This is a genomic window from Plantibacter sp. (assembly GCF_059073635.1).
The window spans coordinates 1-14,810 of sequence record NZ_JCACOF010000011.1 but is presented as its reverse complement, the minus strand read 5'-3'; the positions used below and the strand labels follow the sequence as shown (position 1 = coordinate 14,810).

The following is a 14,810-nucleotide window of genomic DNA, read 5'->3' as shown; positions in this document are numbered from 1 at the left end:
CGGTCTCGAGGACCGGACGGTTCCCCGTGTTGCGGACCTCGACGACGGCGCGCACGGTGTCGCCGACGTCGTACCGGTCCTGGTCGAGGGTGACGGCACCGTACTCGACGCCCGAGTAGGACAGCCCGTCGCCGAACGCGAACGCGGGCTCCTGGGTGAGGTCGGCGTAGCGGTCACCGTGCTGGCCGCGGATCTGGTTGTAGTAGGTCGGCTGCTGGCCGGCGTGCCGCGCGAAGGAGATGGGCAGGCGACCGGTCGGCTCGATGAGACCGAGCAGGAGTTCCGCGATCGCGCGGCCACCCTGCATGCCGGGGCTCGCCGCCCACACGATCGCGTCGGCGTGCAGCGCGGACGGCGGCAGCACGAGCGGCTTCGAAGCGAGCAGGACCACGACGAGCGGCTTGCCGATGGCCGCCAGGGCGTCGAGCAGTGCCACCTGTCCGCCGATGAGCTCGAGCGTCGCGGTGGAGCGGCCCTCCCCCACGAGCTCGATGCGGTCGCCCACGACGGCGACGACCACGTCGGCGTCCTCGGCCAGCGCGACGGCTTCCGCGATGAGCGCCTCGTCGGGTCGCGCGGGCGTGACGACCGGCGGACGCGGCTGACCGTCGGGGAAGGTCGCCCCCGCGGGATCGGGCGAGAGCGTGAGGATGTCGGCTCCGAACGCGGTCGTGACCGTGCTCCCGGCGGGTGCGACCGCACGCAGGCCGTCGACCACGGTGGTGATCATCTCGCGCGGCTGGCCGTCGGGCAGCCAACCGGCCTGGCCGGAGTTGCCCGCCCAGTCGCCGAGCTGCATCTGCGCGTCGTCCGCGAGCGGACCCACGACGGCGATGCGCTGCGGCCCGGCCTCAGGCGTCACGATCGCCCTGCCTGCCTCGTCCGCCCGGTAGCCGCCGGCGAGCGGCAGCACGCCCTCATTGCGGAGCAGGACGAGCGAGCGACGCGCGGTCTCGAGGTTGAGTTCGGTGTGCTCCGGCGAGCCGATCACCGCGAGCTGCTCCGCGGCGTCCGGGTGCCGCGGGCGCTCGAACAGGCCGAGCGCGAACTTCAGGGTGAGGATGCGACGGACCGCCCGGTCGAGGTCGGCCTCCTCGAGCAGCCCGCGCTCGAGCGCCTCCAGGGCACCTTCGAAGAAGCCGGGCGTGGTCATCACCATGTCGTTGCCGGCGCGGATCGCGGCAGCCGAGGCGTGCACGTAGTCCGGGCTGACGTGCTGCTCCCACACCATGCGGCCCACGTTGTCCCAGTCGGTGATGAGCGTCCCCTCGTACCCCCACTCACCGCGCAGGACGTCGTTGAGCAGCCACTCGTTGACCGTGATCGGCACCCCGTCGATCGACTGGTAGCCGAGCATGAAGCTGGCGCAGCCCTCGCGGGCGACCCGCTCGAACGGCGGGAGGAACCATGACCGCAGCTTGCGCGGGGAGATGTCGGCCTCGCTCGCGTCGCGCCCGCCCTGCGTCTCGGAGTAGCCGGCGAAGTGCTTGGCCGTCGCGAGGATGGCGGTCGGGTCGGACAGGCCGTCGCCCTGGTAGCCGCGCACCATCGCGGAGGCCAGCTCACCGATGAGGAACGGGTCCTCACCGAAGGTCTCGCCGACACGTCCCCAGCGGAGGTCGCGCGCGATGCAGAGCACCGGCGAGAACGTCCAGTGGACACCCGTCGCAGCGACTTCGACGGCCGTGGCCCTGGCGACCCGTTCGAGCAGCCCCGCGTCCCAGCTCGCGGCCATGGCCAGTTGCGTGGGGAAGATCGTCGCGCCGAGGTGGAAGGAGTGACCGTGGATGCAGTCCTCCCCCACGATCAGCGGGATCCGCAGTCGCGTCCGCCCGACGAGTTCATGGGCGACCGCGAGGCGCTCCGGTGACGCGTGCAGGATCGAGCCGACGTGGGTCTCGAGCACGTGCGCCTCGATGTCGTCGCGGGCGTCGAGCTGCATCATCTGCCCGACCTTCTCGCGGACGGTCATCCGCTCGACGAGGTCGTCGACGCGGGCCGCGATCGGCAGCGCGGGGTCGAGGTAGCGGGCGTCCTCGAGGTGGCGGGCGGTGTCGGTCTTCATCGTTCGGTGGCTCCAGCGCGTTCGGTGTGGGTCGTGTCGGTGATCGTGGACGGGCCGGTCGTCTCGGTGCGGACGGCGGTGACGCTCGCCCCGGGCTTGATGCCGCGCTTGCGGAGGGCCCTGGCGCGTTCACCCGCCGAGCGGAGTCTCGGGTTCACGTACTCGTCGATCCCGAAGTTGATGAGCGACAGCGCGACGCCGAGCAGGGCGATGCAGACACCGGCCGGCACATACCACCACCAGAAGTCGGGGAACGCGCCGTTCTGCTGCGCCCAGAACAGGATGGTGCCCCAGTTGAGGTTCGTGATGGGGATGACGCCGATGAACGCGAGCGTGGTGAGCCCGAGCACCGCAGCGGTGACCGTGCCGACGAAGCTCGAGGCGATGATGGCGGTGAGGTTCGGCAGCATCTCGACGGTGATGATCCGGAAGAGGGACTCCCCGTTCGCCTTCGCCGCCTGGATGAAGTCGCGGTTCCGCAGCGACATCGTCTGCGCGCGGAGCACCCGCCCGCCCCACGCCCACCCGGTGAGCGCCAGGACACCGGCGATGAGGAACAGGCTCGGGTTGTCGTACTGGGACGCCACGATGATCATCAGCGGGAGCCCCGGGATGACGAGGAAGACGTTCGTCAGCGCGGACAGCGACTCGCTCGTGAACCCCGAGACGTACCCGGCGGTGACCCCGATGGCGACGGCGATGATCGTCGCGAAGATCCCGGCCAGGAAGCCGACGAGGAGCACGCCCCTGGTGCCGTAGATCAGCTGGCTCAGGACGTCCTCACCCATGTGCGTCGTGCCGAGCAGGTGCGCGGCCGACGGAGCCTGGCGCAGCGCGGTGAAGTCCTTCTCGAGCGGGCCGTACGGCGCGATGAGGTCGCCGAAGACCGCGACGAGGACGAAGAACCCGAGGATGCAGAGCCCCGCGATCGACTTGCCGTTCCGGAACATCGCGAACGACGACGCGAACCGGGCGGCGAACGAGCGACCAGCGGGCGTCGGCTTGGGCGCCTCGGCGGTGGCGAGGGCCTCGGTGGTGGGGATGGTCATGTCAGGACTCCATCTGGCGGGTGCGGGGGTCGAGCACCGCGTAGGCGACGTCGGCCAGGATGTTCGCGACGAGGACGGTGAGCGTGATGACGAGGAAGAGCCCCTGCATGAGCGGGTAGTCCTTCGCCGTCGTGGCGTCGAGCAGCAGCTTGCCGACGCCCGGGTAGGAGAAGACCATCTCCATGACGATCGTGCCGCCGACGATGAAGCCGAGCGACAGGGCGAAGCTCGACAGCTGCGGCAGCATCGCGTTGCGTGCGGCGTAGTCGACGAGCACCCGCCGGGTCGGCAGTCCCTTCGCCTGGGCGACGGTCACGTAGTCCTCGTCGAGGACGGTGACCATCATGTTGCGCATGCCGAGGATCCAGCCGCCGAGCGAGGCGAGCACGATCGTCGCCGCCGGCAGGAAGCCGTGCGCGATCACCTGCCCGAAGAAGTCGAGCGAGAACTCGGGCCTCGACCCCTTGCCGTAGGCGTGGGAGGCGGGGAACCAGCCGAGCAGGGTGGAGAACACCGCGATCGCGATGAGGCCCATCCAGAAGTACGGCACCGTCGAGAAGAAGGTGGACAGCGGGACGATGAAGTCCGCCTTGCTGCCGCGTCGCCATCCGATGAGGGCGCCGATGGACGTCCCGAGGACGAACGACAGGATCGTCGCGATCCCGACGAGACCAACGGTCCACGGGAGGGCGGCGGCGATCACGTCGGTGACGGGCGCGAGGCCCTTCGAGAAGGACCGTCCGAGGTCGCCCGAGAAGAGGAGCCGCCAGTAGTCGAGGTACTGCTCGAGCATCGACTTGTCGGCGTCGAGTCCGAACAGGGTGCGCAGTGAGTCCGCTGCCTCCGGGCTGATGCGGCCCTGGTTCTTGGCGATGTACGCCGAGACGGGGTCGCCCTTGAGCATCCGTGGCAGGAAGAAGTTGATCGTGATCGCGGCCCACGCGGTGAACGCGTAGAAGGCGGCGCGACGGAGGAAGAAGGTCATGCGATGGTCTCCGTTCCCGCGAAGTGGCGGTCGGGGTCGGGCGACGCGTTGCGGAGGGCGAGCGTGTAGGGGTGCTGCGGGCGGAGGATCACGTCGTCGGCCGGGCCTCGCTCGACCACCTCGCCGTGATGCAGGACCATGATCTCGTCGCTGAAGTGCCGCGCGGTCGCGAGGTCGTGCGTGATGTAGAGCACGCCGAGTTGCGACTCGCGCTGCAGCTCGGCCAGGAGGTTGAGGACACCCAGCCGGATGGAGACGTCGAGCATCGAGACCGGCTCGTCGGCGATGAGGAGGGACGGACGCGACGCGAGTGCGCGGGCGATGGCGACCCGCTGGCGCTGACCGCCGGACAGTTCGTGGGGCCGGCGGTCGATCGTGCCGGCCGGGTCGAGCTGCACGCGCTCGAGGAGGCGGTGCACCTCGTCCTCGACCTCGGCTTCCGGGACGACGTGGTCGAGGCGCAGCGGTCGCTCCAGGTGGTGGCGGATCGTGTGCGACGGGTTCAGCGAGGCGAACGGGTCCTGGAAGACCATCCGGACCTGCTGGCGGTAGCGGCGGAGTGCACGACCACGACGCGGGATCGCCTTGCCGTCGAGCAGGATGTCGCCGCTCGTCGCCCGTTCCAACTGGGTGAGGATCTTCGCGATGGTCGACTTGCCACTGCCGGACTGACCGACGAGGGCGAGCGTCTGGCCGGACCGCAGGGTGAAACTGACGTCGTCGAGCGCGAGCATGTGACCGGAGCCACGGACCCGGTAGCGCTTCGAGACGTGTGAGAACTCGAGGGTGGTCATGCGGTCACTCCTGCCTGGGTGGCCGACGTGGCGCCACCGGTCCCACGGACGAAGTCGCCGCGCTCGCCGGTGAGGCTCGGGAAGGACGCGAGCAGCTTCCGCGTGTACGGGTCCTTCGCCTGTCGGTAGATGCGTTCCGCCGTGTCGATCTCGACGAGCCGGCCGGCACGCATGACGGCGATGCGGTCGGAGATCTCGAGGAGCAGCGGGAGGTCGTGGGTGATGAAGATGACCGAGAAGCCGAACTCGGTGCGGAGCTCGGAGATCTGTTGGAGGATCTCGCGCTGCACGAGCACGTCGAGCGCGGTGGTCGGCTCGTCCATGATCATCAACTGCGGCTTCAGGGCGAGCGCCATCGCGATCATGACCCGCTGACGCATGCCGCCGGAGAGCTCGTGGGGGTAGGACTTCAGGCGGTCGCGGCCGACCCCGACGATGTCGAGCAGCTTGCCCGCCTCCTCACGGCGTTCGGCGCGTGACATGCCTCGGCGGTGCGTGGTGAAGACGTCGTCGAGCTGCCGCCCGATGGAGGTGACCGGGTTGAGGGCGTTCATCGCTCCCTGGAACACCATGGAGGCCTTGTCCCAGCGGAACGCGCGCATCTCCTCCTCGCCGAGCCGGCCGAGGTCGATGTCCTCGCCGGACTCGTCGTGGAAGACGGCGGTCCCGCCCGTGATGACCGCCGGTGGTTTGAGGAGCCGTTGCAGGCCGTAGGCGAGGGTGGTCTTCCCGCAGCCGGACTCGCCGGCCAGGCCGAGGATCTCGCCGCGGCGGAGGGTGAGCGAGACGTCGCGCACGGCTTCGACGGGTGGTTCCACGTCGTAGGTGACGCTGAAGGAGGACACCGTCAGCAGGTCGTCGTTGGTCACTGCATGAGTCCGTTCTGTGCTGATGAAGAGCGGCGCCGGACCGTCAGCAGGTCGTCGTTGGTCACTGCATGAGTCCGTTCTGTGCTGATGAAGAGGGTGCGGGGCGAGCCGAAGCCCGCCCCGCATCGGCGTGATGCCCGTGCCTACTTCGCGGCCTTGAGCTGCGTGAGGATGTAGACCGCGGTCGGCTGCGTCGGGTCGGCGGGCGCGTAGGGGTCGTCCTCGCTCGGCCATCCGGTGTAGTTCCGCGTGTTGTACGAACCGATGAACGGGCGCGTGCCGATCGGCATGGCCGGGACGTCGGAGACGAACAGCTTCTGCACCGTCTCGAGGGCGGCTGCGCGCGTCGCGTCGTCGGTCGCGTTGGCGTAGGCGGCGAGCGCCGCGGTGGCCTCCGGGCTGTCGTACCGCCCGAAGTTGAAGTCGGCCGCCTCACCCTCGGCGACGAGCCAGCGGCCGTCCATGATGTCGGAGTACAGGTCGTACGGCGTCGCGCCGGTGTCCGTCCAGTGCAGGATGGCCTGGAAGTCGCCGTCCGACTTCGCCGCCCACCAGGTGTCCTGGTCGGGGGTGTCGACCGTGGCGGTGACGCCCAGCGTCTTGACCGAGTCGGCGATGAGGCTGATGCCGGTCACGTAGTCGTTCCAGCCCTGCGGCACCGACAGCGTGAAGGTGACGGCCTCGCCGGACGGGTCGGTGAGGACGTCGTCCTCCCAGGTGTAGCCGGCGTCGGTCAGGACCTGCTTCGCGGCCTTCGCGTCGACGGTGTAGTCCTCGCCCTCGAACTCGGAGGCGATGAACGCGTCGCCCGCCGGGGTCGGGAGGCCGGTCACCGAGCTGAGCTCGGGGACGCCGCCCTCGCGGGCGATCTGCTGGTGCTGCTCGCGGTCGATGACGAGGTTCACCGCCTGGCGGAACGCGGGGTCGTTGAACGGCTTCGTCTGCGTGTTCACGAACATCGCGTCGACGGCGAGACCGGCGGCCGCCCAGTAGACGTTGTGCTCCTTGTCCTTGTCGAGGTACGCGGACTGCACGTTCGGGATGAAGGCCTGCGCCCAGTCGGCGTCGCCGTTGGCGAGGGCGGTGGTGAGGGCCGTGTTGTCGTTGTACGACACGTAGTAGAGCGTCGGCACGGCCGGCTGCTCACCCCAGTAGTCGTCGCGGGCGGAGAGTTCGACGCTCTCGGTGCTGAAGCTCGTGAGCGTGTACGGGCCGGTGCCGACGGGCTCCGGGTTCTCGAAGGTGGCGGGGTCGTCGACGGACTCCCACACGTGCTTCGGGACGATCTGCTTGAGGAGCACCTTGTCCTGCTTCACGAACATCGGGTTCGTGAACGAGAGGGTGACGGTGTCGCCTTCGGTCGCCACCGTGGTGAGGCCGAGGGCCGAGTTGTCGAGTTCGGGGTGGTCGATGAACTGCTGGAAGGTGAACGCGATGTCGTCGGCGCTGAACGCCTCGCCGTCGTTCCAGGTGACGCCGTCGCGGGCGGTCAGCGCGACGGAGGTGTAGTCGTCGGACCAGGCGATCTCGGACGCGAGCCAGGGCTTCACCTCCGCGCTCGGGTCGACGAGGTTGACGATCGCGAGCGGCTCCAGGATCGCGTTGATGTAGCCGAGCTTCATGGCGGACGAGTCGCCGACGTAGGGGTTGTTGGACTCGGTGGCGATCGAGCCGTCCGGCTTCGCGATCGTCAGGGCGGCGCCGCTCTCGGGGCCGTCGCTCGACCCGCCGCCACCGGTGCATCCGGTGAGCAGCAGGGCTGTGGCCGCGAACGCGGCCAGCAGTGGGGTTCTCAGCTTCATCGCTTTCTCCTCTTGGGTGTGCGCTGCGGCAGTGCGGCGCAAGTCGGGATTCGGTGATAACTTACTGACCATTCAGTAAGTTGGCAAGCGCGGTAGTGTCGGGCGCATCGAGGCCCCCGCGGAACGGACACCATGAGCACGGTGAAACGACAGAACACGGCGAAACGACCAGCCCAGCCACGCCCGGCGACTGTGGCGAGACGAGCCGAGGTCGTCCGCTCCGCGCTCGACGTCTTCGGCGCCAAGGGGTACGCGAACGGCACCCTCATCGACATCGCCGAGCTCGTCGACATGACGCCGGCGGGCATCCTGCACCACTTCGGATCGAAGGACCAGCTCCTCCTCGAGGTGCTCAGCTACCGCGACGCGACGGACGTCCAGGACCTCGACGACCAGCACATCCCCGGCGGTATCGACCTGTTCAAGCACCTGATCCGCACCGCAGCCGCGAACGCGCAGCGCGCCGGGATCGTGCAGGCGTTCGTCGTCCTGTCGGCGGAGTCGGTGACCGAGGACCACCCGGCCAGGCACTACTTCGACGACCGCTACCGGACCCTCCGACGCGAGATCGCGGAGGCGTTCGAGGTGGTGTGCGCCGAGCGGGGCGTGGATGCGCCCGAGACGATCCACCGTGCGGCGGCGTCCATCCTGGCGGTCATGGACGGTCTGCAGGTCCAGTGGCTCATCGACCCTGCGGACGTCGACCTCGCCGAGACGAGCGAGTACGCGATCCGGGTCATCGTCGAGTCGGTGCTCGGGCCGGGCGCGCTGGACGGCTGAGTCGCCCGAATCGGTCGGTTTTCGGGCTGATTTCGAGCGCTTTTGGGCGACTCACGTGCGGCTGAGGGCTACCGTGAGAGGCGGACCACTGCCCCGAACGGAAGGACGCCGACATGGCCGAGAAGCAGTCGAGCACGAAGAGCGGATTCAGCGCCGAGGAACGCGCGGCGATGAAGGAGCGCGCCAAGGAGCTGAAGGCGGCCGCGAGTCGCGAGGAGGCCCTGCAGGCCGTCGTCGACGCGATCGCCGACATGGAGGACGCCGACCGCGCGATCGCCGAGCCGTTGCATGAGCTGATCATGGGCGGCGACTCCGGCCTCGCGGCCAAGACCTGGTACGGCATGCCCGCCTACGTCGGTGCCGACGGCAAGGCGGTCGTGTTCTTCCAGGCGGCGGCGAAGTTCAAGGCGCGCTACGCGACCATCGGGTTCAACGACTCCGCGAAGCTCGACGACGGTGACCTGTGGCCGACCGCGTTCGGTGTCACCGCGTGGAACGACGCCGTCGCGAAGCGCATCGCGGACCTGCTCGCCCGGGCCGTCTGACCCCGCCCGGTCGCTGGGCCGGTCGCCCGTCGACAGGCCTCCTCCGCTCCCTGAGCCTGCAGAAGGCCCCGCGGACCCGCGAATCGGGCACCCTTCCCCCGGTCCCGGAGCCTGTCGAAGGGCCCACAAGGGACCTCCTGCTCCGGTGATCTTCTCCCGGTCCCTGAGCTTGTCGAAGGACCCACGGGGAACCCCACGAATCCGGCACCCTTCCCCCGGTCCCTGAGCCTGTCGAAGGGCACACGAGGAAACCTCGCCAATCCGGCGCCCTTCCACCGGTCCCTGAGCCTGTCGAAGGGCCCACGAGGGACCTCCTGCTCCGGTGATCTTCTCCCGGTCCCTGAGCCTGCCGAGGGGCACACGGGAACCCGCGAATCGGGCACCCTTCCCCCGGTCCCTGAGCTTGTCGAAGGGCACACGAGGAAACCTCGCCAATCCGGCGGCCCCCTTCCGGCCCCTGAGTCTGTCCAAGGGCCCACGAGGGACCTCCTGCTCCGGTGATCTTCTCCCGGTCCCTGAGCCTGTCGAAGGGCCCACGAGGGACTTCCACAGTCCCCCGACTCAGCATCTGGAATGTCAGTGGTCCATGGTGGACTGGTTCCATGACCGAGACCACCCGCACCGCGATCCGCGCGAGCGACGAGTACGCCGCGCAGCTCGAGGAGTTCTCGGACCAGTGGGCCGAGCTCCACCGGCAACAGGCCGTCCTGGACGCGCGGAAGGCGCGCCTCCTGGCCCGCTCCGCCGCCTATGCCGATGCCTTCGCGGACGCCACGGTCCCGGCGATCTTCCCGCCGGCTGAACGTCAGGCGCTCTCCCGCCGGTCGACGTGTGCGGCCCTCGCGATGGCGACCCGGATGCCGGAGCGGACGGTCCAGCGTGCGACGAACGACGCCGAACGTCTGGTGAATGACGCACCGGCTGTGCTGGCGTCGCTGGAGGCCGGCCGGATCTCGGCGCGGCATGCGCAGGTGATCACCGACCAGCTCTGCGACGTCCCGGCTGCCGGGCGGGCGGTGTTCCTCGACAAGGTCCTCGTCGTCGCCGAGCGCACCACGGCCGCTGGGCTCCGCACGAGCGCTCGTGTCCTGCGCGAGCGTCTCCACCCCGAATCGATCACCGCGCGAGCGGTCCGCTCGGAAGCGGACCGTCGGGTGGAGTTCGAACCGGCGGCTGACGGCATGGCGTGGGTGCACCTGTTCACCACGGCGCCGATCGCGCAGGGCATCGCCGAGCGGGTCGAAGCAGCCGCGGCCGAGTCGCGCGCTGCGGGCGACACGCGCACGTGCGCCCAACTGCAGGCCGACGCCCTGGCAGCCCTCGCGCTCACCGGCGTGACCCCGGACGACGTGATGTCGAGCCCGGTGCTCCCGCACCCGATCGAGGTCCAGGAGCACATCAAGCCCACCGTGCAGATCACGGTCCCGGCGCTGAGCATGGCCGGCGTCAGCGACGCCCCGGCGACGCTCGACGGCTACGGCCCGATCGACCCGGAGACCGCCGCCCGCATCGCGGTGAACGCCCCCAGCTTCACCCGGATCCTCGTCCAACCGGAAACGGGTGCGGTCCTCTCCGTCGGCCGCAATCAGTACCGGGTTCCGGCCGACCTCCAGCGGGCGGTCCGCCTGCGGGACGGCACCTGTCGGGCACCGGGCTGCGGCAGGCGAGCCACGGGCCTGCGACCTCGACCACTCGGTCGCCTGGGAGGACGGCGGCACGACGGATGTCGGCAATCTCGCCTGCCTCTGTCGACATCACCACCGGATGAAGCACCTGCCCGGATGGAACCTCGACCACGGGCCCGGCGGGGTGCTCGAGTGGACGACACCCGACGGGAAGCAGTATCGGACCGAACCCGATCCCGCGCCCTTCTGACCAGTTTCCGGTCCCTGAGCCTGTCGAAGGGGGTGGGTCCTCGTGGGCACTTCGACAGGCTCAGTGAGCGGGAGAGGTGTGCCCGGAACGATGAGGCATCCTCGTGGGCACTTCGACAAGCTCAGTGACCGGGAGAGGTGTGCCCGAAACGATGAGGCGTCCTCGTGGGCACTTCGACAAGCTCAGTGACCGGGAGAGGTGCGCCTGAACCATTTCGGTCCCTGAGCCTGTCGAAGGGCAGCCGTGCCGCGCAACCTCGGTCAACGGAAGAGGTTCACCCGGATGAACCCGGTCCCTGAGCCTGTCGAAGGGCAGCCGAGCCCAGGCACGTCGGTCGACGGGGAAGGTGCACGCGGGAGACTTCCAGCTTCTTCCTCACCTCCCGGGCAACGCCAGCCCGGTCGGTCGCCCTGACACCGCGAGCAAGAGGTCGAGCGCCGATCCCCGGACCTCGTCGCCTTCGCCCCAGCTCGTCCCGGCGTCCTCGGCGACGAGCCGAACCCCCTGGGCACGTTCCTTGCCGCCGCCCATCGAGACGCCGGTCCGGAGCTGGTACTCCAACGCCTCCAGGACCGCCGCTGTCGGGTAGTCCGCGCGGATGCCGAGCGGCCGACGGACGTCCTCCCCGTGCACGATGGCCTCGACGAGCCTGGTCGCGAGGTTCGCCGGCGGGGTGCGCGTCAGCTCGGTGGCGTCCGCCAGGGCGCGGAGCGTCTCCTGCGGATCGTTCCGCCGCTCCCGCTCGACCCCGCGTTCATTGTCGAGGTCGAAATCGAACCGCGCGGCGATGAGTCGTCGGGCGAATCCCAGCCGCGTCGTCTTCGCCGAATCGACGAGATGGGCGACGACGTCATGCACATCCCATCCGGTGCAGAGCGACGGCCTCCCCCACTGATCGTCGCTCAGCACCGACAGGTCCGCGACGAGCCGCCGACGCTCCTCGTGGACGACCGGCCACACGGTCCCCGGTGACACCCTCATCCGCGCCGGTCCCCCATCATCAGCGGTAGTGCTGCTCGCCCCGGGCGGCCTTCTCGACCACGTCCGCGATGCGCGCGGCCCTGATCGCGGGCGTCTTGATGTTGCTCAGGCGGAAGAACACACGGAAGCGGTCGGTGCGGCCGAGCGTCGCGAAGTACGCCGCCGCCTCGGGGTTCGCTTCGAGCGCCGCCTGCAGATCATCCGGTGCGACGGCGTCCTTCTGCCGGTACGCCACGTCCCACCGCCCGTCGGCCTTGGCGCGTTCGATCTCCGCGAGCCCACCGGGACGCATCCGCCCCTCCTCGATGAGGCGGGCGACGTGCTCCCGGTTGATCTGCGACCACGGGCTGCTCTTCCGCCGCGGGGTGAACGCCTGCAGCGTGTAGTCGTCGTCGAACCGTTTGCTCTGTCCGTCGATCCATCCGTAGCAGAGGGCGACGTCCAGCGCCTCCGACCAGGTGATCCCCGACGCCTTCGACGTCTTCTTCCGCAGCTTCAACCGCACGCCCGCGTCGCTCGGCGCACCAGCGAGGTAGGCCTCCCACTCATCGAGCGTGAGGTCCAGGATCGGTTTCTCCTCGAAGCTCGCCACGTGAGCGAGCGTAGCGCGCACGGGCGACGCAGCCCAGACCTCGGTGCAGCCCAGACCCCGGTGCAGCCCAGACCCCGGTGCCGTCCGGACCGCCACCCACGACTGGATAGGGTCGAAGCATGCTGATGAACGACGAGACGCTGTCGCGCGCCGCCGACACCCTGCGAGCCTGGGCCCTCGACGAGGACCTCAAAGCGCGAGTCCTCGCCCACCCGGAAGCCGCCGCCGTCGCCAAGCGGGCCGCCCTGCGATACATCGCCGGCGAAGACGCGGCCTCGGCCTTGCGGCTCCTCGAAGCGAACGCCGATCGTGGGCACCGCTGGAGCATCGAGCTCGTCGGCGAGTCCGTCCGCGACGCACGTGTCGCCGACGAGCAGACCGCGGAGTTCATCGACCTCGCCCGCCGGATCAGCGAATCCGACCAGACCGCGACGATCTCGCTCGACCTCTCCCACATCGGTTCCGTCGTCTCGCCCGAGCTCGGCCTGCGCAACGGCCTGGCGCTCGCGCAGGCGGCACGGGACGCCGGGACCTCGCTCATGATCTCCGCCGAGGGTTCCGACCGCACGGACCTGGTGCTTGTCGATCTTCGAGCAGATCGCCGACGCCTTCCCGGAGACCGGCGTCACCCTGCAGGCGCGACTGCACCGCACCCCCGCGGACCTCGACCGCGTGCTGGATCGGCCCGGGCCGATCCGCGTCGTGAAGGGAGCCTTCCTCGAATCGACCGAGGTCGCCGACCCCCGCGACTCCGCACCGATGACCGCGGCCTACATCAGCATGGTCACGCGACTCGTCGGGTCGGGCCACCGGGTCAACGTCGCCACCCACGACGCGAACCTCGTCGCCGCACTCGAGGGCGCGCTCGGCGACGACCTCCGTCAGCCGCACGTGGAGTTCGAGATGCTCCAGGGACTCGGCACCGAGCTGCTCGACGACCTTCGCCGCCGCGGGTTCGCGACGCGCGAGTACCTCGTCTACGGACCCGAGTGGTGGCTCTACGTCCTGAACCGGATCGCCGAGCACCCCGAGCGGGTCATCGAGGCGATCGCCGACATCGGCCCGATCGCGCTCCTCGCCTGATCAGCCGAGCGGGTCGGACTCCAGGCGGTGGAAGTTGCGGTTCTGGTAGACGAGCGCCGGCGCGTCCGTGCCGGGCGGGATGACCTCCAGCACCTCGGCGATGACGAGCATCGAGCTGCCGGCCGGGACCGTCTGCACGATCCGGCAGCGCAGCGCCGCACGGGCACTCGGCAGATAGGGCTCGCCGGTCGCGAGTCGCTCCCAGTGCTGTTCCGGGGTGAAGCGCGGCTCCCCCGTCTTGGCGAACGCCTTGGCGACCTCCAGGTGGTGGTCGGCCAGGAGGTGGACGACGACCGTTCCCGCGCTGAGCAGTCCGCCCGCGGACCCCGTCGCCCGCGTGACCGAGAAGGACAGCATCGGCGGGTCGACGGCCACCGACGCGACCGATGACGCCGTCAGCCCGACGTCTCCCCGATCGGTCGAGGCACTGATCAGCGCGACGCCCGCCGGGTGGTCACGGAACGCCGTCTTGAACCCGTCGACGGTCGCGGCGCGGGCGAGGGCATCGGGATCAGCGGACGGCGTGGTGGGAATGGTCATGCTTCAACCGTAGAACCTCAATCGGTCTTGAGGTCAACTCAAGGAGCAGCGATCTCCGGCTACTCGAACATCTCCGCGAGGAGCTCGTGCGGGTCGCCGTCGACCCGGTGCTTCGAGCGACCCTCGGGCCAGAACGTGACCCCGTCGTCGTCCCAGCACGGCACGACGTGGAGATGGAGGTGGGGGACGCTCTGCCCGGCATCGGCACCGGACGCACTCAGCACGACGACCCCGGTCGCGCCGAGCGCCGCCCGCATCGCGCGTCCCACCCGCTGAGCGAGGGCGGTCGTCGCCTGCAGGGCTCGCGGATCGGCGTCGAGCAGGCCGACGCTGTGCGCCCGCGGCACCACCAGGGTGTGGCCGGGCGCGAGCTCCGACTCGGGCAACGGCCGGAAGGCGACCGCCTCGTCCTCGCGTTCCACCCAGGTGACGTCGTCGGGCTCGTCACGCAGGATGCGGCAGAAGGTGCAGGTGTCGGGCATCGTCCCATTCTCGGGGCTCACCGCGGGCGCGTCGATCACCTCAGGACACGCGGTCGCGCGCACCCCGGATCAGGCGCGGGCCGACGATCCACACCAGCCCGATGACGACGACCACGACCCCACCCGCCCACAAGCCGACCGCGGGCGACACGACGAAGTCGAAGACGAACAGGACGATCCCCGCGAACAGCAGCGACGCCGCCCCGAGACACACCATGAGGATGCTGCTGGACAGCCGCACCAGCTGTGGCTTCGCCAGCTGCCGGAACACCAACCGGTGCATGATCACCGGGGCGAGCGCGAGGAGCGTGACCGTCACGGCCAGGACCACGAGGACGAGGTACAGCACATGGTCGAATCCACTGAGC

Annotated in this window: 15 protein-coding genes; 4 read left to right on the top strand and 11 right to left on the bottom strand. The window is 69.7% G+C overall.

Going from position 1 to position 14,810, the window contains the following annotated elements; all coding sequences use genetic code 11:
* The 6 genes from AC5JOC_RS17270 to AC5JOC_RS17245 all read right to left on the bottom strand — a co-directional run.
* The coding region (locus AC5JOC_RS17270; RefSeq protein ID WP_494246916.1) for a glycoside hydrolase family 3 protein at positions 1-2,065 on the bottom strand (2,065 nt) is incomplete at its 3' end.
* On the bottom strand, positions 2,062-3,114 hold the full coding sequence (locus AC5JOC_RS17265; protein WP_079704857.1) for an ABC transporter permease: 1,053 nt from the start codon (positions 3,112-3,114) through the stop codon (positions 2,062-2,064). The genes AC5JOC_RS17265 and AC5JOC_RS17270, both read right to left, overlap by 4 nt.
* Before the next feature lies 1 nt (position 3,115).
* Positions 3,116-4,099 (bottom strand): ABC transporter permease, encoded by a 984-nt coding sequence (locus AC5JOC_RS17260; RefSeq protein ID WP_079704856.1) that lies wholly within the window; start codon positions 4,097-4,099, stop codon positions 3,116-3,118.
* Positions 4,096-4,893, bottom strand: coding sequence for an ABC transporter ATP-binding protein (locus AC5JOC_RS17255; protein WP_056009243.1), 798 nt, complete (start codon positions 4,891-4,893; stop codon positions 4,096-4,098). Before AC5JOC_RS17255 ends, AC5JOC_RS17260 begins: the two co-directional genes overlap by 4 nt.
* Entirely contained in the window at positions 4,890-5,762 is an 873-nt protein-coding gene (locus AC5JOC_RS17250) for an ABC transporter ATP-binding protein (protein WP_244175392.1), read from the bottom strand. Before AC5JOC_RS17250 ends, AC5JOC_RS17255 begins: the two co-directional genes overlap by 4 nt.
* Before the next feature lie 143 nt (positions 5,763-5,905).
* Positions 5,906-7,564 (bottom strand): ABC transporter substrate-binding protein, encoded by a 1,659-nt coding sequence (locus AC5JOC_RS17245; RefSeq protein ID WP_124768494.1) that lies wholly within the window; start codon positions 7,562-7,564, stop codon positions 5,906-5,908.
* Positions 7,565-7,696: 132 nt separating this feature from the next.
* On the opposite strand from AC5JOC_RS17245, the gene AC5JOC_RS17240 reads away from it, so the two are divergent.
* The 3 genes from AC5JOC_RS17240 to AC5JOC_RS17230 all read left to right on the top strand — a co-directional run bounded on the left by AC5JOC_RS17240 (position 7,697) and on the right by AC5JOC_RS17230 (position 10,892).
* On the top strand, positions 7,697-8,344 hold the full coding sequence (locus AC5JOC_RS17240; RefSeq protein ID WP_079704852.1) for a TetR/AcrR family transcriptional regulator: 648 nt from the start codon (positions 7,697-7,699) through the stop codon (positions 8,342-8,344).
* A gap of 113 nt (positions 8,345-8,457) precedes the next feature.
* Complete coding sequence (locus tag AC5JOC_RS17235) at positions 8,458-8,889, top strand: hypothetical protein (RefSeq protein WP_079704851.1); 432 nt, start codon at positions 8,458-8,460, stop codon at positions 8,887-8,889.
* 602 nt (positions 8,890-9,491) lie between these two features.
* A complete protein-coding gene (locus AC5JOC_RS17230) occupies positions 9,492-10,892 on the top strand; it encodes a DUF222 domain-containing protein (RefSeq protein ID WP_494246915.1) in 1,401 nt (466 codons plus the stop codon).
* A gap of 247 nt (positions 10,893-11,139) precedes the next feature.
* Here AC5JOC_RS17230 and AC5JOC_RS17225 read toward each other — a convergent pair whose 3' ends face one another.
* Positions 11,140-11,745, bottom strand: a complete 606-nt coding sequence (locus tag AC5JOC_RS17225) for a maleylpyruvate isomerase family mycothiol-dependent enzyme (protein ID WP_494246914.1) — start codon at positions 11,743-11,745, stop codon at positions 11,140-11,142.
* Between the two features lie 19 nt (positions 11,746-11,764).
* On the bottom strand, positions 11,765-12,337 hold the full coding sequence (locus tag AC5JOC_RS17220; protein ID WP_124768489.1) for a YdeI/OmpD-associated family protein: 573 nt from the start codon (positions 12,335-12,337) through the stop codon (positions 11,765-11,767).
* Positions 12,338-12,916: 579 nt separating this feature from the next.
* Between AC5JOC_RS17220 and AC5JOC_RS17215 the strand changes: the two genes are divergently transcribed.
* Entirely contained in the window at positions 12,917-13,420 is a 504-nt protein-coding gene (locus AC5JOC_RS17215) for a proline dehydrogenase family protein (RefSeq protein ID WP_494246913.1), read from the top strand.
* Here AC5JOC_RS17215 and AC5JOC_RS17210 read toward each other — a convergent pair whose 3' ends face one another.
* The 3 genes from AC5JOC_RS17210 to AC5JOC_RS17200 all read right to left on the bottom strand — a co-directional run.
* Positions 13,421-13,960 carry a flavin reductase family protein gene (locus AC5JOC_RS17210; protein ID WP_082916284.1) on the bottom strand — a complete coding sequence of 180 codons (540 nt, stop codon included), beginning with the start codon at positions 13,958-13,960 and terminating at the stop codon, positions 13,421-13,423.
* Between the two features lie 59 nt (positions 13,961-14,019).
* Complete coding sequence (locus AC5JOC_RS17205) at positions 14,020-14,442, bottom strand: HIT family protein (RefSeq protein WP_494245114.1); 423 nt, start codon at positions 14,440-14,442, stop codon at positions 14,020-14,022.
* A gap of 40 nt (positions 14,443-14,482) precedes the next feature.
* The coding region (locus AC5JOC_RS17200) for a DUF6328 family protein (RefSeq protein ID WP_494246912.1) at positions 14,483-14,810 on the bottom strand (328 nt) is incomplete at its 5' end.